The 19,414-nt window shown below is 62.5% G+C and carries 19 protein-coding genes; 1 reads left to right on the top strand and 18 read right to left on the bottom strand.

Annotated features, from left to right (window positions below; genetic code table 11):
• Positions 1 to 88: 88 nt before the first annotated feature.
• The 12 genes from RR51_RS04050 to RR51_RS03995 all read right to left on the bottom strand — a co-directional run bounded on the left by RR51_RS04050 (position 89) and on the right by RR51_RS03995 (position 12,715).
• Positions 89 to 1,351, bottom strand: a complete 1,263-nt coding sequence (locus RR51_RS04050) for a flagellar hook-length control protein FliK (protein WP_039612696.1) — start codon at positions 1,349 to 1,351, stop codon at positions 89 to 91.
• Between the two features lie 72 nt (positions 1,352 to 1,423).
• Positions 1,424 to 1,771, bottom strand: a complete 348-nt coding sequence (locus RR51_RS04045) for an Hpt domain-containing protein (protein WP_025340080.1) — start codon at positions 1,769 to 1,771, stop codon at positions 1,424 to 1,426.
• 48 nt (positions 1,772 to 1,819) lie between these two features.
• Positions 1,820 to 3,511 (bottom strand): fused response regulator/phosphatase, encoded by a 1,692-nt coding sequence (locus RR51_RS04040; RefSeq protein ID WP_039612695.1) that lies wholly within the window; start codon positions 3,509 to 3,511, stop codon positions 1,820 to 1,822.
• Positions 3,512 to 3,519: 8 nt separating this feature from the next.
• Positions 3,520 to 3,825: an STAS domain-containing protein gene (locus RR51_RS04035; protein WP_013973600.1), complete on the bottom strand. Its 306-nt coding sequence runs from the start codon at positions 3,823 to 3,825 to the stop codon at positions 3,520 to 3,522.
• 191 nt (positions 3,826 to 4,016) lie between these two features.
• Positions 4,017 to 4,469 carry a flagellar export protein FliJ gene (fliJ, locus tag RR51_RS04030; protein ID WP_039612694.1) on the bottom strand — a complete coding sequence of 151 codons (453 nt, stop codon included), beginning with the start codon at positions 4,467 to 4,469 and terminating at the stop codon, positions 4,017 to 4,019.
• Positions 4,470 to 4,475: 6 nt separating this feature from the next.
• Complete coding sequence (gene fliI / locus RR51_RS04025) at positions 4,476 to 5,834, bottom strand: flagellar protein export ATPase FliI (protein ID WP_015271217.1); 1,359 nt, start codon at positions 5,832 to 5,834, stop codon at positions 4,476 to 4,478.
• The gene (fliH, locus tag RR51_RS04020) at positions 5,824 to 6,618 is read right to left on the bottom strand and encodes a flagellar assembly protein FliH (RefSeq protein WP_039612693.1); all 795 of its coding nucleotides are present in this window, start codon (positions 6,616 to 6,618) and stop codon (positions 5,824 to 5,826) included. The genes fliI and fliH overlap by 11 nt, the downstream gene beginning before the upstream one ends.
• 161 nt (positions 6,619 to 6,779) lie before the next feature.
• Positions 6,780 to 7,799, bottom strand: coding sequence for a flagellar motor switch protein FliG (gene fliG, locus RR51_RS04015; RefSeq protein WP_003257289.1), 1,020 nt, complete (start codon positions 7,797 to 7,799; stop codon positions 6,780 to 6,782).
• Positions 7,792 to 9,570, bottom strand: coding sequence for a flagellar basal-body MS-ring/collar protein FliF (fliF, locus tag RR51_RS04010; protein ID WP_039612692.1), 1,779 nt, complete (start codon positions 9,568 to 9,570; stop codon positions 7,792 to 7,794). The genes fliG and fliF overlap by 8 nt, the downstream gene beginning before the upstream one ends.
• A 15-nt stretch (positions 9,571 to 9,585) precedes the next feature.
• On the bottom strand, positions 9,586 to 9,918 hold the full coding sequence (fliE, locus tag RR51_RS04005) for a flagellar hook-basal body complex protein FliE (RefSeq protein ID WP_013973606.1): 333 nt from the start codon (positions 9,916 to 9,918) through the stop codon (positions 9,586 to 9,588).
• 224 nt (positions 9,919 to 10,142) lie between these two features.
• Positions 10,143 to 11,498, bottom strand: coding sequence for a sigma-54-dependent transcriptional regulator (locus tag RR51_RS04000; protein ID WP_039612691.1), 1,356 nt, complete (start codon positions 11,496 to 11,498; stop codon positions 10,143 to 10,145).
• Positions 11,498 to 12,715 carry a sensor histidine kinase gene (locus RR51_RS03995; protein WP_039612725.1) on the bottom strand — a complete coding sequence of 406 codons (1,218 nt, stop codon included), beginning with the start codon at positions 12,713 to 12,715 and terminating at the stop codon, positions 11,498 to 11,500. The genes RR51_RS04000 and RR51_RS03995 overlap by 1 nt, the downstream gene beginning before the upstream one ends.
• Positions 12,716 to 13,072: 357 nt before the next feature.
• On the opposite strand from RR51_RS03995, the gene RR51_RS28885 reads away from it, so the two are divergent.
• Positions 13,073 to 13,885 (top strand): RHS repeat-associated core domain-containing protein, encoded by an 813-nt coding sequence (locus RR51_RS28885; protein ID WP_232881489.1) that lies wholly within the window; start codon positions 13,073 to 13,075, stop codon positions 13,883 to 13,885.
• Between the two features lie 181 nt (positions 13,886 to 14,066).
• Here RR51_RS28885 and fleQ read toward each other — a convergent pair whose 3' ends face one another.
• The 6 genes from fleQ to RR51_RS03960 form a co-directional block, all read right to left on the bottom strand.
• Positions 14,067 to 15,542, bottom strand: coding sequence for a transcriptional regulator FleQ (gene fleQ, locus RR51_RS03985; RefSeq protein ID WP_039612689.1), 1,476 nt, complete (start codon positions 15,540 to 15,542; stop codon positions 14,067 to 14,069).
• Between the two features lie 166 nt (positions 15,543 to 15,708).
• A complete protein-coding gene (locus tag RR51_RS03980) occupies positions 15,709 to 16,005 on the bottom strand; it encodes a hypothetical protein (protein WP_003257286.1) in 297 nt (98 codons plus the stop codon).
• A 14-nt stretch (positions 16,006 to 16,019) separates the two neighbouring features.
• A complete protein-coding gene (fliS, locus tag RR51_RS03975; protein WP_003257284.1) occupies positions 16,020 to 16,415 on the bottom strand; it encodes a flagellar export chaperone FliS in 396 nt (131 codons plus the stop codon).
• Between the two features lie 134 nt (positions 16,416 to 16,549).
• Complete coding sequence (fliD, locus tag RR51_RS03970) at positions 16,550 to 17,962, bottom strand: flagellar filament capping protein FliD (protein WP_039612688.1); 1,413 nt, start codon at positions 17,960 to 17,962, stop codon at positions 16,550 to 16,552.
• A gap of 78 nt (positions 17,963 to 18,040) precedes the next feature.
• Positions 18,041 to 18,397, bottom strand: a complete 357-nt coding sequence (locus RR51_RS03965) for a flagellar protein FlaG (RefSeq protein ID WP_039612687.1) — start codon at positions 18,395 to 18,397, stop codon at positions 18,041 to 18,043.
• Positions 18,398 to 18,469: 72 nt separating this feature from the next.
• Positions 18,470 to 19,342, bottom strand: coding sequence for a flagellin domain-containing protein (locus RR51_RS03960; RefSeq protein ID WP_039612686.1), 873 nt, complete (start codon positions 19,340 to 19,342; stop codon positions 18,470 to 18,472).
• Positions 19,343 to 19,414: the final 72 nt, after the last annotated feature.

Genomic DNA, 19,414 nt, shown 5'->3' with positions numbered 1-19,414 from the left:
CCCACAGGACCTCCACAGGCTTCGAACCCTGCGCTGTACTTGTGGGAGCGGGTTTACCCGCGAAGAGGCCAGTACAGGCAATCGGGATCTACGCGTAATAATCGACCGCACTGTCACCAACAACCACCTGCTGCTCCACAGGCCGGGCGCTATCGACTGCCTCGGCCCCGCCCTGCTCGGCCCGGCGCGCCGCCACCCCGGACAGGTTGCTGCCCTGCGCCTGACCCTGCTGCTGTTGCTGCTGCCCGCGCGACTGGTCGGCCACGTTGACATCCGGCTGTGCCAGCCCCTGCTGGGCGAACAGCTCGCGCAGGCGGTGCACCTGGCTGTCGAGGGCGTCACGCACGCCGGCGTGGCCGCTGATGAAGGTGACCTGGGTCGACTGGTCCGTCGCAACATTGACGCGAATGTCCAGGCGGCCCAGTTCAGCCGGTTCCAGCTGGATATCCGCCGACTTGAGGTTCTGGCTGGACAGGTACATGACCCGGTTGACCAGGCCCTCGGCCCAGGCGTTCTGGTTCATCGGCAGCGGTTGGTGCAATGGGCTGGCACTGGCCGGCACGGCATTGGCGGTCTTGGCCGTGGCGGCCTGGGTCAGGTTGGCCAGGCGGTTGGCGAAATCGTCTACGCGTGTATCGCTGCCAGCGCTCTTGGTGTCCTTCAGGCCATCTTCGAGCAAGGCAGCAAAGGCCTTGTCGCCGGGCTCGCCCGCTTCACCCTCGGCATTCTCGACCAGATTCGCCAAGGTATTGACGGCGGCCTGCCCCTCCTCGCCCTGAGCCTGCGAAGGATCCAGGGCATGCGCCGAGGTCGCTCCCTTGGCCTGGGCGCTTTGCTCCAGCGCCAGGCGCAAGGTCGGCAGGTTGGCCAGAGGATCGGCGTCGGGATCGAAGGCTTCCTCGGCGGCCGGCTCCTCGGGCAGCTCGGCGGTGACCTGCGCCGCGGCGGCCTGCAACACCGGCGCCACCGCCTCGGCCTGCGCCTGGATCAGCTGAGCGCCAGGCTGGGCGTCGGTTACCTGGCCGGCCACCAGGCTGGCATCGCGCAAGCCGGTGTCAGTCTGGGCCTGGTCGTCGGCTGGCAATTGTTTGCCGTCATCGGCAACCGCGGGTTTGTCGGCAGCGCCTTTCTTGCCGCCCTGCGCCGCCTCGGGCTTGTCCTTGGGCTTGGCCTGGGCGACCTTGTCGTCCTGCCCTGCGGCCTTGTCGCGGCCCTGCCTGGCCATCACCTGGCCGAAGCCGTCGCCCTTGTCGCCCAGCGCCTGCAGCGGCTTGTCGGCCTGTGCGGTGGCCGAACGCGAGGTATTGGCAATGGCGTTGCCTTGCAACAATGGGTTGGGTGCGACAGGCATCGAGCGGTCTCCGCGCCAGAAACAAAAAAATCATCCAGCCAGAGACAGGCAAGACTCGCGCCAAGTCGTATATCAACCCGCCGAAATGCGTTGCTGCTCACCTCGGTAGAAGCGCTGCACTTCGACGAACTCCAGGTCGATGCGGTTGATCAGGTCCTCGATGCCATACAGCGGAGGCCGCCGCGCGCGCTCCTCCAGTTGCTGGCACAGGCTGGCCAGTGCAACCGCGCCCATGTTGCTGCTGCTGCCCTTGAAACTGTGGGCCGCAGAACCGAGCTCTTCGGCACTTTTGGCCGCATGCAGCTGGCCCAGGCGCCGCTCGGAGTCGTCAAGAAAGGTTTGCACCAACTGCAGGTAGCCATCTTCCATGACCTCACGCAGGTCGCTGAGTACCTTATGGTCAATATGCATGTCAGTCACTTGTTCACTCCTTGATCAAGCCAGATTATGCCCGAGCCAACCCGTGGCTCACCAGACGAACTCCACATGCGCGCAACGCCCACCCTCACTCCAGCAAGCGCTGCTGGCCAGCCGCCTTACCAAATTCAGGCCACGCCCACTCAGCCCCTGCTCCAGCGTGGGCCGCGACAGCACGCGCTGCACATCGAACCCGGCACCACTGTCACGGACCTCGATCATCAGACGCCCGCCGTCGGCATGCGGTTCAACCTTGAAATCGATGCGCACGTAACCGTCGGTCAGCACCCCGAGGCGCCGGGCGCGTTCCTGATAATAGTCTGCAAAGCCTTGGCCATCGCGCTTGAGCTGCGAATCCAGGCCCAGCACGCCATGCTCCAGCGCGTTTGAATACAGCTCGCTGAGCACACTGTGCAGGTTGCCGGTGCGCGCACGCAGGCCATGAATCTCTTGCAACAACTGCACCAGATACGGCACCGGGTTGAAGCGCTTGAGGCTCTCGCCACGCACCTCGAACCCCAGCGACCAGTCCAGCGGGCTGGAACGACCGCTATCAGAGTAGATCATCGGCGCCGGTACCCGCTCCTCGGCACTGAACATACGAATGTCGCACAGACTGATGTCATCGCGCGGGCGCCCGCCAAAGCGCTCCAGAGCCTGCATCACTTCGTCGAACAGCCGCGCCGGGTCACGGTTGTCGGCCAGCACCCTGTGCAGGCGCTGCACACCGAACAGGCGCTCCTGGTCGTCGGCCGTGTCGAGCACGCCGTCCGACAGCAGCAGCAGGCGTTCACCCGGCGCCAGCGGCAACACTTCGGTACTGTCATCGAAACGCTCGGCGTTCAGGATGCCCAGCGGCAGGTGCCGCGAACCCAGCGCCGACAGCACCTGGCCATCTACTGCCAGGCGATAGCCATCAGGCATGCCACCATTCCACACCTCCACCGAACCGCGCTGCATGCTCAGGTTGAGCAGCAGCGCACAACAGAACATGTCCACCGGCAGGATGCGCTTGAGCTTGGCGTTCATCTCGCGCAGGACCTGCGCCATGCCGTAGCCCTTGGCAGTCATGCCGTAGAACACTTCAGCCAGCGGCATCGCCCCTACCGCCGCTGGCAGGCCGTGGCCGGTAAAATCGCCGAGAAGCACTCGCATGTCGCCGGACGGAGTGAACGCGGCCAGCATCAGGTCACCATTGAACAGCGCATACGGCGATTGCAGGTAGCGGATGTTGGGCGCGGCAAGGCAGCCGGAGTGGGCCACCTTGTCGAACACCGCCTTGGCAACCCGCTGCTCGTTGAGCAGGTGGTGGTGGTGCCGGGCAATCTGGTCACGCTGCTCCATCACGGTGGCCTGCAGCCGGCGCAGGCGGTCCATGGCGCGGATCTTGGCGCCGAGAATCACCGCACTGTAGGGCTTGGCCATGAAGTCGTCGCCCCCTGCCTCCAGGCAGCGCACCAGGCCTTCCTCCTCGTTCAATGAAGTCAGGAAAATGATCGGCACCAGCGCTTCGCCGGCCAGGGCCTTGATCTGCCGCGCCGCCTCGAAGCCGTCCATCACCGGCATCAGCGCATCCAGCAGCACCAGTTGCGGGCGACGCTCGACGAACAACGCCACCGCCTGCTCGCCGTTTTCCGCGGTAAGTACCTGATGACCTTGACGGCGCACGATCTGCGCCAGGAGCAGGCGGTCGGCGGCACCGTCTTCAGCCACCAGCACGGTCAACGCCTGTTCGGCCGGCATGTCGGCGCTCAACTGATATCGAAGAGTTTTTCGAAATTGGAGATGGCGAGGATCTTGCGCACGTCGGAGCTGGCATGCACCACACGCACATCCGATTCATCGCCGCCCGCATGGTCACGTAGCAACAGCAGCATGCCGAGCGCGGAACTGTCGAGGTAGGTAGTGTCCTTCAGGTCGACGACCACCGAATCTGGCCGGCTGGGCTGGCGTTCGTAGGCGTCGCGAAATTCCTGGTGCTTGCCGAAATCGAAGCGCCCCTTGATCTTTATTGTCAGCTTTTTCCCGTCCTGCGAAAAATCCGTCTCGACTGCCATGCTAGCGATTCCTTCGATGATGGCGGATGCAACTCCTTAAAGGTTTAGCAGGCGATGGCGGGGGTGGCAAGCATGTGGGCTGCCTGTCCCGGTCTCTTCGCGGGTGAACCCGCTCCCACAGGATCTCCACAAATTCGAATCCTGCGCCGTGCCTGTGGGAGCAGGTTTACCCGCGAAGAGGCCAGTACAGGCTATAGGTGGTTCTGCCGCGGCAGGCGTTGTGACAGCTCGTCGAGCAGGCGCTGCTCGCGCTTGTCTTCGGCCCGCCGGGCTTCCTCCAGATAGCGCTGCACCAGCTTGCGCAGGCCTTCCACTCGGGCATAGGCCTGCTGCCAGGTGCCTCGGGCATTGTTGAGGTTGTTCTGGTGCCAGACCAGGCTCTGGCGCTGCTGGGTCATGGCCGTTTCCAGCTGCCCGAGGAAGCGCTGGTAATTGACCAGCCAGCTACCGTTCACCCCCTGCCCGCCACGATTGATCCACTGCAGCTGGTAATCCTCGCGAAACCGCTCGAGCTCGGCCAGTTTGGCCTGGGCCGTGGCCACCTGCTGCTGGAACTGCCCAAGGCGCTGGGCCGCCTGGCGCTCGGCCTCTTCGGCCATGTCCACCACCGGCGCCAGGCGCGCGGCACGTCCGGGCAGCGCCATGGCCTATCAACCGCCCGCCGGGGGCGCAAAGATAGCCCCCAACTGTTCGCGGCTTTGCGCCATGCCCACGCTCTCGCGCAGGCCCTGGCGCAAAAACTCCACCAGCTTCGATTGCAGGGCGATGGCCAGGTCGGTTTCCGGGTCGCCACCCGCCACGTAGGCACCCACGCTGATCAGGTCGCGGCTCTGCGACAGGCGCGACCACAACTGCTTGAACTTTTGCGCCTGGCGCAAATGGTCGGCATCGACCACCTGGGGCATGACCCGGCTGATCGAGGCTTCGATGTCGATGGCCGGGTAATGACCTTCCTCGGCCAGCCGCCGCGACAGCACGAAGTGGCCATCGAGCACACCGCGCGCCGCGTCGGCAATCGGGTCCTGCTGGTCGTCGCCCTCGGACAACACGGTATAGAACGCGGTGATCGAACCACCACCTGGCTCGCCGTTGCCGGCCCGCTCCACCAGCTTGGGCAGCTTGGCGAACACCGACGGCGGGTAACCCCGGGTGGCCGGCGGCTCGCCGATGGCCAGGGCGATTTCACGCTGGGCCTGGGCGAAACGGGTCAGCGAGTCCATCAGCAACAGCACGTTCTTGCCCTTGTCGCGGAAGTACTCGGCAATACGTGTGCAGTACATGGCGGCGCGCAGACGCATCAGCGGCGCATCGTCGGCGGGCGAAGCGACCACCACCGAGCGCTTGAGGCCTTCCTCACCCAGGATATGCTCGATGAATTCCTTGACCTCGCGACCCCGCTCGCCGATCAGGCCGACGACGATGATTTCGGCTTCGGTGAAGCGGGTCATCATGCCCAGCAACACCGACTTGCCCACACCGGTACCGGCGAACAGGCCCAGGCGCTGGCCGCGACCGACCGTGAGCAGGCCATTGATGCTGCGAATTCCCACGTCCAGCGGCTTGCTGATGGGGTCGCGGTTCAACGGGTTGATCACCGGGCCATCCATCGGCACCCAGTCCTCGGCCTTCATCCCGCCCTTGCCATCCAGCGCGCGACCGGCGCCGTCGAGCACCCTGCCGAGCATGCTCATGCCCATGGGCAGGCGGCCGCTGTCATCCAGCGGCACCACCCGCGCGCCGGGGGCGATGCCGACAATGCTGCCGACCGGCATGAGGAATACCTTGGGCCCGGCAAAGCCCATGACTTCGGCCTCCACCTGCACCGGGTGGTAGCTGTCGTCGTTGATTACCAGGCAGCGGCTGCCGACTGCAGCGCGCAGGCCTTCGGCTTCCAGGGTGAGGCCGACCATGCGCAGCAGGCGGCCTTCAACGATGGGCTGGGCCGGCAGTTCGATGGCCTCGGCGTAACTGCCCAGGCGTTTGCCGAAGCTGGTGCGTTCAAGATGCATCCGGGCTACCCATGGCACGCTCTGGCAGGCTGTCCAGGTCTACCGACATGTCCGGCGCTGCCGGGTGCAGCGAATGGTCGTGCAACTGATCGAACAGTTGCGCCACGGCTTTCTCGATGCGGGTTTCCATGGTCGCGTCGATGCGGCTGTGCGCGGTCTCGATACGGCAGCCGCCCGGCAGCAGCGCGCTGTCTTCTAGCAGCCGCCAGCTTTCCTCATGGCGCTCGCGCAGGGCCTTGGCCAGCTCGAAATCCTGCGGGTTGAGATGGATGCGGATATTGTCCGCGCCCATGGGCAGCAGCTTGAGCGCTTCGCGCAGTACCTGGGTGATCTGGCTGGAATCGCCCCGCAGTTCGCGACCGATCACCTGGCGGGTCATGTGAGCCACCAGGTGGACCAGGGCTTTCTCGATCTGCGTGTCCTGCTCGGCGATCGGCTCCATCAGGTTGGTCATCAGCCGGTCGAGGCTTTCCAGCTTGGTCTTCAGGGCCTCTTCGGCTTCCTGGCGGACCTTGAGCTGGGTGCTATGGAAGCCCTCGCGCTCACCGGTGGCAAAGCCTTCGTTGTAGGCTTCCTGGCGGATGGCCTCGAGTTCTTCCAGGGTCAGTGGCTGGACTTCTTCCAGCGGCACTTCCTCGACCTCTTCCTCGACTACCTCGGGCTCCGGCTCCGGTTCGGGCTCAGGCTCGGGTTCCGGGTCGAAGCTGGGCAGCGCCCATACGTCCACGCCCTCGAGGTCGCGGGCGCGGATCAGGTCGCTGGGGTGATGTTCTTTGGTGGGCATGCTGTCATGTTCTCAAACCATGTTCAGCCGACACGGTCCCTGTGGGAGCGGGTTCACCCGCGAATGCGTCGGCAGCGACAACCTCTATCGCCAGGTCCGACGCCTTCGCGGGTAAACCCGCTCCCACAAGGGGCGGCGTCGGCTTTCAGATCGCGAAGACCTTAGATCATTTCCTCGGCGCCCTTGCCGCCGAGCACGATCTCGCCGGCCTCGGCCATGCGGCGGGCGATGGTGAGGATTTCCTTCTGCGCCGTTTCCACATCGCTGACCCGCACCGGCCCCTTGGCCTCCAGGTCGTCGCGCAACAGTTCCGAGGCACGTTTGGACATGTTCTTGAAGATCTTGTCCTTGACCCGCTCGTCGGCGCCCTTGAGCGACACCACCAGCACGTCGGACGAGACTTCGCGCAGCAGCGCCTGGATGCCTCGGTCGTCGACGTCGGCCAGGTTGTTGAAGACGAACATCAGGTCTTCGATCTGCTCCGACAGGTCGCTGTCGATTTCGCGGATCGCGTCCATCAGTGCACCTTCCACCGAGCTGTCGAGGAAGTTCATGATGTCGGCGGCGCGCTTGATGCCACCCAAGGTGGTACGCGCCGCGTTGGAGTTGCCCGAGAACTGCTTCTCGAGGATCTGGTTCAGCTCCTTCAGCGCCGCCGGCTGCACGGTGTTCAGCGACGACACGCGCAGGACGATGTCCAGGCGCACCTTGTGGTCGAAGTTGCTCAGCACTTCGCCGGCCTGGTCGGGGTCGAGGTAGGCGACCACGATGGCCTGGATCTGCGGGTGCTCGTAGCGGATCACGTCGGCAACGGCGCGCGGCTCCATCCACTTCAGGCTGTCCAGGCCGCTGGTGTTGCCACCGAGCAGGATGCGGTCGACCAGGCCATTGGCCTTGTCCTCGCCCAGGGCCTGATTGAGCATCTTGCGGATATAGGCATCGGAGCCCACGCCCAGGCTGGTCTGGTCGCCGACGATTTCGACGAACTCGCTCATCACCTGCTCGACCTGTTCACGGTGCACATTGCCCATCTGCGCCATGGCCACACCCACACGCTGCACTTCCTTGGGCCCCATGTGCCGCAGCACCTGGGCGGCATCGGTCTCGCCCAGCGAAAGCAGGAGGATCGCCGCCTTGTCGACGCGGCTCAGCTTGGCGGTAACGGCTCGGTTATCACTCATCGGCGTTGATCCACTCTTTCACGACCTGGGCAACGCGGCCCGGGTCTTCGGCCACCAGGCCTTTGATTGCGTTGAGCTGTGCCTCGTAACCCTCGTTCGGGCTAGGCAGCAGAATGCTTGTCGGGCCACCCAGAGTGACGCGGTCGTTGGCCAGTTCGCCATCCAGACCCATCATGCCGCCCAGCTCCATGTCGCTATCCGAGGCAGCCTGCTTGCCGCCCCCTGTAATGTTGTTCAGCACCGGGCGCAGCACACCGAACACCAGCACCAGGATGAACACCACGCCCAGCACTTGCTTGACGATGTCCCAGAACCACGGCTGCTGGTAGAAGGCGATATCGGCGATCTCTTCGCCACGGTCGGCGGCGAACGGCACGTTGATCACCGTCACACTGTCGCCACGGCTGGCATCGAAGCCGACCGCGTCCTGTACCAGGCGAGTGAAGCGTGCCAGGTCCTCGGCGCCCCATGGCGCACGGGTGGTGTCGCCGGTGGCCGGGTCGATCCTGACCTGGTCGTCCACCACCACCGCCACCGACAGGCGGGTCATGCGCCCCTGCTGCTGGCGGGTGTGGCTGATGGAGCGGTCCAGCTCGAAGTTCTTGGTGCTTTGCTGGCGCTTGTCCGACGGGTACGGCGCGAGCATCGGCTGGCCGGTTGCCGGGTCCATGATCTGCTGGCCGTTGGCATCCACCAGCGGCTGGCCAGGCTGGATGGCCGCGGCCGGGGTAGCGGCACCACCGGTGGTCTGCGGTGCCGAGGCCGGGCCTGGCGGCTGGTTGCTCAGTGCGCCGGGGACACCTTGCGGGCCCTGGCTGCTGGCACGCTGTTCGTCGACCGACTGCTCGCTGCGCAGTGCCGGCTGGTCGGGGTTGAACTGCTCGGAGGTGGATTCGACCGCGCTGAAGTCGAGGTCTGCAGACACTTCGGCCTTGTAGCGGTCATTGCCCAGCACCGGCTGCAGGATGTTGTGCACCCGCTGGGTGAGCATGCTTTCTACCCGGCGGCTGTAGTCGAACTGTTTGCCTGCCTGGGTCAGGGCGGTGTCCTGGATCTGCTCGGACAGCAGGTTGCCCTTCTGGTCGACCACGGTGACCTGGGACTTGTCCAGTTCCGGCACGCTGGTGGCGACCAGGTTGACGATGGCCATCACTTGCCCGGCTTCCAGGGCACGGCCCGGGTACAGCTCGACCAGTACCGAGGCGCTGGGCTTGCGTTCGTCACGCACGAACACCGAGCTTTTCGGGATGGCCAGGTGCACGCGCGCGCCCTTGACGTTGTTCAGGCTGGACACGGTACGCGCCAGCTCGCCTTCCAGGCTGCGACGGTAACGGGTGGCTTCCATGAACTGGCTGGTGCCCAGGCCCTGTTCCTTGTCGAGCAATTCGAAACCGACGTTGCCATCGCTTGGCGCCACGCCGGCGGCCGCCAGTTTCAGGCGCGCACGGGAGAGGTCGTCGGCCTTGACCAGCAGAGCCCCGGAGTTGGGCTCGACGTTATAGGGAATGTCGGCAGCGGCCAGGGTATCCATGACCTGCTTGGTGTCCATGCCCGCCAGGCTGCCGTACAGCGGACGGTAATCAGGTTGTTGCGACCACAGTACCACGGCAAAGCCGATCGCCACGCTGGCGGCCAGACCGACCAGAAGGCCGATCTGACGCAGCATGGGCATCTGCGAGATATTTTCCAGAAACGCCATGCCGAACAGCGGCGGCTTGGCCGCGGGCGGGCCGCTCTTGGCAGGGGCGTTGTCGACGACTGCTTCAGCCATGGTTTACGTCCGTCCTCAAACCGGCATCTGCATGATGTCCTGGTACGCCTGGACCAGCTTGTTGCGTACCTGGGTCAGGGCCTGCATCGACACGCTGGCCTTTTGCGAAGCGATCATCACATCGGTCAGGTCGACGCCACTCTTGCCGATCTCGAAGGCGTTGGCCAGCTGGGTCGAAGCCTGCTGAGTCTCATGCACCTTGCCGATGGCCTGGCCGAGCATGTCGGCAAAGGTACTCTGCCCCGGTGCCAGCTCGGGAGCGGCGGCCACCTTGGGCAGCGACATGGCATCGGCCTGCATGGCCCGCATGTCCAACATCAGACGATTGAATTCAACACCTTGGCTCATGACCCTTCTCTCTCCTGCGGCCGCATTTTTTTGACAGTGATGCGGCGGATAGCCAACGTAAAGCAACAAAGGTGCCAGCCTTGGCACGCGCACCTCGGTTCACTGTAGGAGCAGCCTTGTGCTGCGAAAGGGGCCTTTGATGCAACAGACCACCTTCTGCCTTGCTGGCCTCTTCGCAGCACAAGGCTGCTCCTACAAGGGCTGCGCAAGTTCTGAGGTTTTTGTCAGCCGAAGAGGCTGGCCTCGACGTCAAACCCGGCATCGCGCATCTGCGCCAGCTTGTAGCGCAAGGTACGCGGGCTTATCCCCAGGCGTTCGGCCGCCTCCTTGCGGCGGCCGCGCTCGGCTCGCAGGGTGTCGATGATCATCTGGTACTCATGGCGACGCATGTCATCGCCCAGCCCGCCAGGCTCGGCCACCAATTCAGGTGATGGCTCGATGCCAGCTGACAATGGAATGGCGCCTGCCAGACAAAAATCCGCCGCCTCGATCACCCCGCCCTGCTGCAGGATCAGCGCCCGCTGCAGGGCGTTGTCCAGTTCGCGTACGTTGCCCGGCCAGGCATACGCCTGCAGGCAGGCCCGGGCCTGGGGCGACAGGTGCACCGGGGCGTGCTTCATCTTGGCCACGTGACGCGCCAACAGGCGCTCGGCCAGTTGCAGGATGTCACCCGGGCGTTCGCGCAGCGGACGCCAGGCCAGGGGGAACACCGAAAGGCGGTAGTAGAGGTCTTCACGGAAACGCCCGGCCGCCACTTCGCCAGCCAGGTCACGGTTGGTGGTGGCCAGCACACGGATATCCAGGCTAATCGGCTTGCGCCCGCCTACCCGCTCCACCTCGCGCTCCTGCAGCACGCGCAGCAGCTTGGCCTGCAAGGCCATCGGCATCTCCGAGATCTCATCAAGCAGCAAGGTGCCGCCTTCGGCCTGCTCGAACTTGCCGGCCTGGGCAGCGATGGCGCCAGTGAAGGCACCCTTTTCGTGGCCGAACAGCGTGGCCTCGAGCATGTTGTCGGGGATGGCAGCACAATTGATCGCCACGAAGGGCTGCGCCGCCCGCGACGATTGCTGATGAATGAAGCGCGCCAGCACTTCCTTGCCGGTGCCGGACTCGCCCGAAATCAGCACGGTCGAGTCACTGCGCGCCACCCGCGCGGCCAGCTCCAGCAACTGTCGACTGGCTGGTTCGCAGGCCACCGGGCCTTCTTCTTCAGCCACGCGCCCGGCGGCATGCCGCTCGACCAGGCTGAGCAACGCCTTGGGCTCGAACGGCTTGACCAGATAGTCGGCGGCGCCTTGGCGCATCGCCTCGACGGCACGCTCCACCGCGGCATGCGCAGTCATCAGCAACACGGGCAGTTGCGGTTGCTGGCGGCGCAGCTGGGCCAGCAGTTGGTGCCCATCCATGCCTGGCATGTTCACATCGCTGACTACCAGGCTGAAGGCCTCCTCCAGCACCGCTTCCAGCGCTTCTTCGGCACTGCCCACCGCCTGGTAGGCGAAGCCGCCGATTTCCAGGGTATCGCCCAGCGCCTGGCGCAATACGCGGTCGTCCTCGACCAGCAGCACCTTGATCGTCATTACATGCCCTCCGCCAGCTGCCCGTCGATCAACGGCAGTTCCACCCGCACACAGGTGCCACGGCCAACCCTGGAGCGCAGGCGCAGCGTACCTTGGTGCGCGCGCACCACGGCCTTGACCACGGCCAGGCCCAGGCCGGTGCCAGTGGCCTTGGTGGTCAGGAACGGCTCGCCCAGGAGGCCGAGCAGGTCGCCATCGATGCCACTGCCGGCGTCGCTTACACACAGGTGCAGGCTGCACTCGCGGCGGAACAGGTGCACCTTCAGTCGCGCCGGGCCATCGCTGGCTTGCAGCGCATTTTCGATCAGGTTGAGCAATGCACCAACCAGGGTGTCGCGGTTGCACAGCAGCTCACCCAGGTGGCTGTCGCACTGCCAGCGCACGGCGTGCCCTTGCACATGCGCCTGGGCAGCCTGCTGCAGGGCCTGGAACAAGGCTTTTGGCGTGACTCGATCATTCAGCGGCAGCTCGCCACGGGCGAATACCAGCATGTCGCGCACTTGGTGTTCCAGCTCGTGCAAGCGTTCCTTCAGGGTACCGGCAAAGCGCTGGCGGGTTTCCGCGCTCAGCTCTTGTTCGGGATCAGCCAGGTGGCTGGCGTAGAGCATCGCCGCCGACAGTGGCGTGCGGATCTGGTGCGCCAGCGAGGCGACCATGCGCCCCAGCGAAGACAGGCGCTCGTGGCGAGCCAGCTGGTCCTGCAGGCGACGGGTTTCGGTCAGGTCGTTGAGCAACACCAACTGGCCAGGCTCGGCATCCAGCGAGCGAGTGGCAATGGACAGACGGCGGCCGTCGCGCAGCGAGACTTCGTGACCGTCATCCTTGCGCGGGGCAAAGCTGCGGGCGATCACCTGGCGCCACAGCTGGCCGACCAGCGGCTCGCCGAGCAGTTCGCAGGCGGCCGGGTTGGCTTCACGAACCAGGCCCTGGCCATCGATCACGATCACCCCGCCGGGCAGCAGGTCCAGCAGGTTCTGCAGGCGGTTGGCGAGGCGCTCCTTTTCGCTCAGTTCATCGATGCGCTGGGCGCTGACCACCGCCAGCTCGCCCTTGAGTTCGCTGACCCGGGCTTCCAGCAGGCTATAGGACTGGCTCAGCTGGCTCGAGACCTGATTGAACAGGGCGAAGGCCTGCTCGACACCCTGGCGACTGTCCTGATCGATCGGGGGCTGCCCCTGCAGATCGGGGGCTAGGGATATGTGGGCGGCCTGGGGCATCTTGCTCTCTCGCATGGCTGACCGTCATAAAAACGGTGTTTGCCAGCGGTGTAGCAATAGCCGTGCCGGAGATGGGGTTTTGTACAGGGCTTGCGCTTTGGACTCAGGAGCAGATCGCGCAGCCCCTCGCGGATGGCCATGCCCATGGGAGAGACGTGGTATTTGCCCCGGTGCCCGCTTTCAAACTCGCCACAAGCCTGCTCAGCCGCCTCTGCATCAAGACAGCCTGGTCAATCGCTTGCGGCCCCTTCACCGGCTTCCGTCACCGTTTCCGGGCCTGACAAAACTGCTAGTTGTGACGCCCCACGTTGTGAATCTACTTTGAACCCGGTGTGTCCAACAACGGAGCCATTGATCATGCATACCCAACCGCCCGACCAGAAAGTCCCCCTGGAAATGAAACAGAAAAGTCATCACACAACGATGAATTACAGCGCCTACGGCCTACATACCGACTGCGGCTCAGCGGCTCCAGCACTTGCCTACAACGGTGAGCATCACGACCCGTTTTCCAGGCTCTATCTCCTGGGAAACGGCCATCGCCCCTACAGCAGTCGATTGATGAGATTCAACACATCTGACTCACAAAGCCCTTTTTTACTGGGAGGGCTCAACAGCTACTGCTATTGCAACGGCGACCCGATCAATTTTTCAGACCCAAGTGGACAAATGCGCACCCCGCTCAGACCTGTCAACACCCCCCAACGTCGCTATGGAGGCAATCCCACTCTCCGCGAATCCTCGCGTTTGCGTCAGCGTGAGAGATCCCTCAGGGCCCAAGCTGGACAAGCCCGTGCGAACGCAAGACGAGAAACTCGAGAAGCCCAAGCCGCAGCAGAGCGCGAGGCACATTCCAGGGCGGAGATGAACAACACGAACAATCCGATTCACCGAGAAATTTTTAGTAGCGTTGCGGATATGAATCATCAACAACGATCGAGTTTACTTGCCAGCAGCGTGAATCACTGGACACATAACCTCTCTCTTACGAGCGAAGCCGAAAGATTGGCTCGAACCCGGATTGCCCTGCTTCTGACCGAATACGAAAACGTTCCTGCGCCTCAGGTAAACCCACCAAACATACCGGCCCAAGCAACTCAAATGACTACACCCGTACAGACCTTGGGTACATTGATTCGACGAACCACTGTCAGAGGTACCAATACATGAGGCAGAACAAACCAGACGGTGATGCCCCCTTAAGCACGCCTGCTCCCCTTTTGAGCGGGCCGCTGTGCTACCCGGGGAAGTTGAGCGTTCAAGTTCAAAAATGACCTGAGGAGGCGAGTGAGGCCGCGCTGGCGATCTGACGGACACCATCAAGACCAAACCGGACACCCCGCCGCGGCCGTCAATCCTCCGCCTGGTCCTCGCCCCCCTGACGGCTCATGCCGTACTTGCGCATTTTCTCTACCAGAGTGGTACGGCGAATGCGCAAACGTTCAGCTGCACGTGCAACGATACCGTTGGCATCGTCCAGCGCCTGCTGGATCAGGCCCTGCTCCAGGCTACCCAGGTAGTCCTTCAGGTCCAGGCCTTCAGGTGGCAGCATGGCGTGGTTGCTGAAGTTCGGCGTATGGCCATTGATCGCCACGCGCTCTTCCAGCTCGCTGCGCAGGCTGTCGACCATCTGCTCGTCTTCGTCATCGACGTAACGGAATTTCTTCGGCAGCTCGGAAACGCCAATCACCCCGTACGGGTGCATGATCGCCATACGCTCGACCAGATTGGCCAGCTCGCGCACGTTACCCGGCCAGCCGTGGCGACACAACGACATGATCGACGCGGAGTTGAAGCGGATGGACCCGCGCTTCTCGTGCTCCATGCGCGAGATCAGCTCGTTCATCAGCAGCGGGATGTCTTCCACCCGCTCACGCAGCGGCGCCATCTCGATAGGGAACACGTTCAGGCGGTAGTACAGGTCTTCGCGGAACGTGCCCTCCTCGATCATGGTCTCGAGGTTCTTGTGGGTCGCGGCAATGATGCGCACATCGATGCTCTGGGTCTTGTTGCTGCCCACGCGCCCGAAGGTACGCTCCTGCAGCACGCGCAACAGCTTGACCTGCATCGGCAACGGCATGTCGCCGATTTCGTCGAGGAACAGGGTACCGCCGTTGGCCAGCTCGAAACGCCCGGCACGACTGGTGATCGCCCCGGTGAAGGCGCCCTTCTCGTGGCCGAACAGTTCGCTTTCCAGCAGCTCGGCCGGGATCGCGCCACAGTTGACCGGCACGAACGGCGCTTCGCGGCGTTTGGAATGGTAGTGCAGGTTGCGCGCGACTACTTCCTTGCCGGTGCCGGACTCACCCAAAATCAGCACGCTGGCATCGGTGTCGGCCACCTGCTGCATCATCTGCCGCACGTTCTGGATGGCACGACTGGTGCCGACCAGGCTGCGGAACAGGTTGGGTTCGCGCTGGCGGCCACGCTCGCGCGCCTGGTCGTACATCTCGCGATAGACCTGGGCACGGTGCAGTGAATCCAGCAGCTGGCTATAGCTTGGCGGCATCTCCAGGTTGGAAAGCACCCGGCGGCGAAGGTCTTCCGGGAACTCCGCAGAAGAAATTTCACCTAAAAGCAGAACCGGAAGGAACTCATCCCACCCAGTCACTGTCTTAACGAGCCCAAGCACACTGCCCGGGGCATTTACAGTGCCGATAAGCACGCACAGCACTTCGCGACTCGAAGACAACGGCTCGACCATTTGCTGCCAGTCCTGGCTGGAGCAAGCGAGGTTTTCTTCGCCGAGGAAGTTAAGCACCACCGCCAGGTCGCGGCGGCGTGCGCTGTCGTCGTCGATCAGCAGAATCTTGGTTTCACGCCACATGCAATAGCAACTTCCCTAGTCATATCGGCGCCCGAGGGCGTGCTCGACATCATTCCGACTGAATGGTCAGTGTTCGGACGTCTGAAATTCGAAAACAGCCACTAGTAAAGTCAAAAAACACCAGCCAGTCAAATTAATGGCGCATGGCTTTTGGCAACATCTGTGGTCAGGTGAACAAATGGTATACCTTTGCCGCGTTCTTCGCCTGACGGATTTTCGTCATTTCATCCACCAAGGATTGACGTTCGCCACTTGCAACATCGATTAGTTGACGGTATACGGCCAACAACTGCTCAAGGCTGGCACTGACATCGGCCTCGTTGCCCTTCGCCTCACTGACCATGTCACCGATGCGCAAGCGGCATTCCAGGTCCAGCTCACCCACCGCCTCCCAGTTGCGCTCGGCAAGCGCCGCCAGCAGCATTTCCCGGGTCTGCTCGATCCGGGCGATTACTTCGCTCATGTCATCCTCCTTTATCAGGAAGCCGACGACTGATCGCCGATTGCGTCCCAACCTTCCTTCACAGTGATCAGCAGGCGCGCGACCTCGTCGATGATGGCCGGGTCACCCTTGACGTTGGCCTCGATCAGGCGGCGGCTCATGTACATGTACAAGCTGTCCAGCTCAGCCAGGCTGTCGGCATGGTTTTCCAGGTCCAGGCCTTCACGCAGGCCGCCGATGATGTCGATTGCCTTGCCGATGAGGATGCCCCTTTGCGCGATGTCGTTGCGGGCAATGGCGCCTTTGGCCTGCGCCATGCGATCAAGGCCGCCCTGCATGAGCATCTGCACCAGGCGGTGCGGGCTGGCTTCGGACGTCTGCGCTGCGCCGTTGACTTTCTGGTACTGCCGAAGGGCCAACATCGGGTTCATGGATCTGCCTCGTTGCTGCGGTAAAAAATTGCTTGTACCTGCTGTATCGCCTGTACGTCAAAAAACTTTAGGGGAAAAGCAAAAAGCCCGGGGCGTCTCGCGGACGCCGCCGGGCTTTTGGCATGTTCAGCCGATCAGGATTTCTTGGCCTGGGCGTTGATCGCTTCGAAGATCGAGGTGATCTGGTCGGCCTGGGCTTTCATCTTGCCCAGGGCGGTGTCCAGGGCCACGTACTTCTTGGTCAGCGATTCGGTCAGGGACTCGGTGCGGCGGTCCAGGGCTGCTTGTTGAGCAGTGAGATTCTTGGCCAATTCACTGAGGTTGTTGTTGCGACTGGCCAGGCTGCCATCTGTGCCGTTATAGGGATCAATGGCCTTGTTCATTCGCTCGAAGATACCATTGGTGCCTGTGAACAATTCCTGCACCTCAGTGCCCAGCTTCTTGTCATTCAGCGCCGCGGTGAACTTGGTGCTGTTGAACTCAAGCGTACCGTCCTTCTGAGTGTTGATGCCAAGCTGCCCCAAGGTTGTGAGCTGATCACCCGAACCAATCTCGGTAAGCACCTTGCGCAGATCGCCCAACAACGAGCGGGTGGTCGGGTCGTTGGTCAAGGACCCCAGGACCAGGTTGTCATCCTCGTCACGACTGGTCGAAGTCAGCGACGTGATAGTTTTCTGCAGTGTGTTGTAAGCGTCGACGAATGCCTGAACCGAGGTTTTCAGGCCATCATTATTAGGCGCTACAGTAACCTTGGCAGTGGAGCTTTCACTCAACAACTCCAGGCTCATGCCACTGATCGCATCCTCGAGTTTGTTGGAAGCACTGGTAACCTTCAAGCCATCGATGGTCAATTCCGCATCCTGGGCCAGACCAGAGATGTAACCGGCGCCGTTGGCGTTTTCCGCCATCGACTTACCGCCGTTGATCTCCAGCTCTGGAACGCCTGATAGCACCAAATCCGACCCCGCGCCCGTGACAGAGGACGACAACACCAGACGCGCACCGCCTTCGCCATTGACAATGTTGGCACTGAGGCCATTGGCACCCAGCTCTTTGTTGATCTGGTCACGCACGCTCTGCAACGTGGCGCCCGCCCCGATATCGAGGGTATAGGTCTTGCCCCCCTTACTGGGATCTCCTTGCTGGATGCTCAGGGTGCCTTCGCTGATCGGCTTGGTGGCACCTTCGGCAAACAGCTGGCTAGCCACTTTCGAGCCAGTCGCCAGCTTGGTGACCGCGATATCATAACTGCCAGCTACCGCAGAATTGCTTGAGGTCACCTTTACCGCTTTATCATTGGAGGAAGTCGCCGCATAAGCATTGAAAGACGGTGCGATCGTGTCATTCAGCTTCTTCATGGCATTCTGGAATGCCGTAAGAGCACTACGCAGCGAACCGATGCCCGAAATCATCGCACTATTGTTGCTGGTCTGCCGCGTGATCTGCGCCTGCTTGGCAGCGGTGTCGGATTGCACCAACGCCTTGACGATCGCAGAAATATCGAGACCAGAACCCAGGCCAGTGGAGGGAGTAATCGGGCTTGCCATGCTAGTTTCCTCTCGTCAACGCCTCAGCCCTGCTCCTGCAAGACTGGCATGAACAACATCTTTGGTGTTCGCCGCCGGTCAAGCCTTGGCGTCGAACAGAACACTTTTGACATCGCTAAGACTCTGGGCGATCCGCAAGGCCTCCTCGGAGGGGATCTGGCGAATCAACTCACCACTGTCACTGGCGATGACCTTGACCACGATCTTGCCGGACTCCTCATCGGTGGAGAACTGCAGATTGCGTCGGGTTTCACTCAAGAACTTTTCGATCTCGGCAACGGCGCTTTTTACGTCGTCAACACCCTGCACCTTGGCCGGGTCGTCTTGCTTGCTATCCGCAGAAACCTCTGCCGATCGGTCAAGCGGCTTTTCGACTACCTGCTCAGGCGATCGCGCGGGCTGATAAGACAAGTTCAGTTTGAGGCTCATGTCCATCGCTGCCACCTCGTAATGAAAAAACGGGGAAGTGCTGCGTTCGCACTCCCCCGCCAACGACTGTCAGGCAGATTAGCCCAGCAGCTTCAGAACCGCCGACGGCAGCTGGTTGGCCTGGGCCAGAACCGAAGTCGAGGCCTGCTGCAGGGTCTGCTGCTTGGTCAGCTGAGCAGTTTCAGCAGCGAAGTCGGTGTCCTGTACACGACCACGGGCCGCTTCGGCGTTTTCGTTGATGTTCTGCAGGTTATTGATGGTGCTAGTCAGACGGTTCTGGGCAGCACCCAAGTCGGCACGAGTGGTGTTGATGTTCTGCAGAGCGTCATCAATTGCGGTAATCACGGTCTGGAACTGAGTATCGTAATCAACCGCAGTAGTATCAGAAGCCGAAGAAAGAGTCGCGCTAGCCTGACCCAGAGCAGACAGCGCCCCAGCAGCCGAGCTATCCATAGCTGCACTCAGCGTGATAGTGATCTGGTTACCAGTACCACCATTGGAGCCGACCTGGAAAGTCATCGTATCAGCTGAACCATTCAACAGATTTTTGCCGTTCAGTTCAGTATTACCGGCAATGCGGTTGATTTCCGCCAGCATCGCCTGATATTCGCCGTTCAGAGCGTTACGGTCCTTGTAGCTGTTGGAGTCGTTTCGGGCCTGCAGCGCCAGCTCACGCATACGCTGCAGCATGTTGGTCTGCTCTTGCATCGCACCTTCAGCCGTCTGAGCGATGGAGATACCGTCGTTGGCGTTCTTGATCGCCATGGTCTGACCACGAATCTGCGAGGTCATGCGGGTAGCGATTTGCAGGCCAGCAGCGTCGTCTTTGGCGCTGTTGATTTTCAGACCGGAGGACAGACGGGTCATCGAAGTGGCTAGTGCATCGGAAGCACGGTTCAGGTTCTTCTGAACGCCCAGAGAGGTGGTGTTGGTGTTTACAGTCAAAGCCATGACGAATTCCTCGTTGGATTGTGTACTACGGCTTCCGGCCTTGGCAATTCGCCGGGTGCGGCACAGAGAACC

Origin of the sequence: Pseudomonas sp. C5pp (assembly GCF_000814065.1) — a bacterium.
Taxonomy (GTDB): Bacteria; Pseudomonadota; Gammaproteobacteria; order Pseudomonadales; family Pseudomonadaceae; genus Aquipseudomonas; species Aquipseudomonas asiatica.
The sequence above is the reverse complement of the archived record's forward strand: the minus strand, read 5'-3'. Positions and strand labels throughout refer to the sequence as shown.

Excerpts from the sequence above, each read along its gene's own strand:
- fliS (WP_003257284.1), bottom strand. The coding sequence starts at position 16,415 with ATGAACCCGATGTTGGCCCTTCGGCAGTACCAGAAAGTCAACGGCGCA.
- RR51_RS04000 (WP_039612691.1), bottom strand. The coding sequence starts at position 11,498 with ATGACGATCAAGGTGCTGCTGGTCGAGGACGACCGCGTATTGCGCCAG.
- RR51_RS04050 (WP_039612696.1), bottom strand. The coding sequence starts at position 1,351 with ATGCCTGTCGCACCCAACCCATTGTTGCAAGGCAACGCCATTGCCAAT.
- RR51_RS28885 (WP_232881489.1), top strand. The coding sequence starts at position 13,073 with ATGCATACCCAACCGCCCGACCAGAAAGTCCCCCTGGAAATGAAACAG.
- RR51_RS03980 (WP_003257286.1), bottom strand. The coding sequence starts at position 16,005 with ATGAGCGAAGTAATCGCCCGGATCGAGCAGACCCGGGAAATGCTGCTG.
- fleQ (WP_039612689.1), bottom strand. The coding sequence starts at position 15,542 with ATGTGGCGTGAAACCAAGATTCTGCTGATCGACGACGACAGCGCACGC.
- fliI (WP_015271217.1), bottom strand. The coding sequence starts at position 5,834 with ATGCATCTTGAACGCACCAGCTTCGGCAAACGCCTGGGCAGTTACGCC.
- fliF (WP_039612692.1), bottom strand. The coding sequence starts at position 9,570 with ATGGCTGAAGCAGTCGTCGACAACGCCCCTGCCAAGAGCGGCCCGCCC.
- fliH (WP_039612693.1), bottom strand. The coding sequence starts at position 6,618 with ATGCCCACCAAAGAACATCACCCCAGCGACCTGATCCGCGCCCGCGAC.
- RR51_RS04040 (WP_039612695.1), bottom strand. The coding sequence starts at position 3,511 with ATGCCGGCCGAACAGGCGTTGACCGTGCTGGTGGCTGAAGACGGTGCC.
- RR51_RS03960 (WP_039612686.1), bottom strand. The coding sequence starts at position 19,342 with ATGGCTTTGACTGTAAACACCAACACCACCTCTCTGGGCGTTCAGAAG.
- RR51_RS04035 (WP_013973600.1), bottom strand. The coding sequence starts at position 3,825 with ATGGCAGTCGAGACGGATTTTTCGCAGGACGGGAAAAAGCTGACAATA.
- RR51_RS03995 (WP_039612725.1), bottom strand. The coding sequence starts at position 12,715 with ATGCCCCAGGCCGCCCACATATCCCTAGCCCCCGATCTGCAGGGGCAG.
- fliD (WP_039612688.1), bottom strand. The coding sequence starts at position 17,962 with ATGGCAAGCCCGATTACTCCCTCCACTGGCCTGGGTTCTGGTCTCGAT.
- RR51_RS03965 (WP_039612687.1), bottom strand. The coding sequence starts at position 18,397 with ATGGACATGAGCCTCAAACTGAACTTGTCTTATCAGCCCGCGCGATCG.
- fliJ (WP_039612694.1), bottom strand. The coding sequence starts at position 4,469 with ATGGCGCTGCCCGGACGTGCCGCGCGCCTGGCGCCGGTGGTGGACATG.
- fliE (WP_013973606.1), bottom strand. The coding sequence starts at position 9,918 with ATGAGCCAAGGTGTTGAATTCAATCGTCTGATGTTGGACATGCGGGCC.
- fliG (WP_003257289.1), bottom strand. The coding sequence starts at position 7,799 with ATGAGTGATAACCGAGCCGTTACCGCCAAGCTGAGCCGCGTCGACAAG.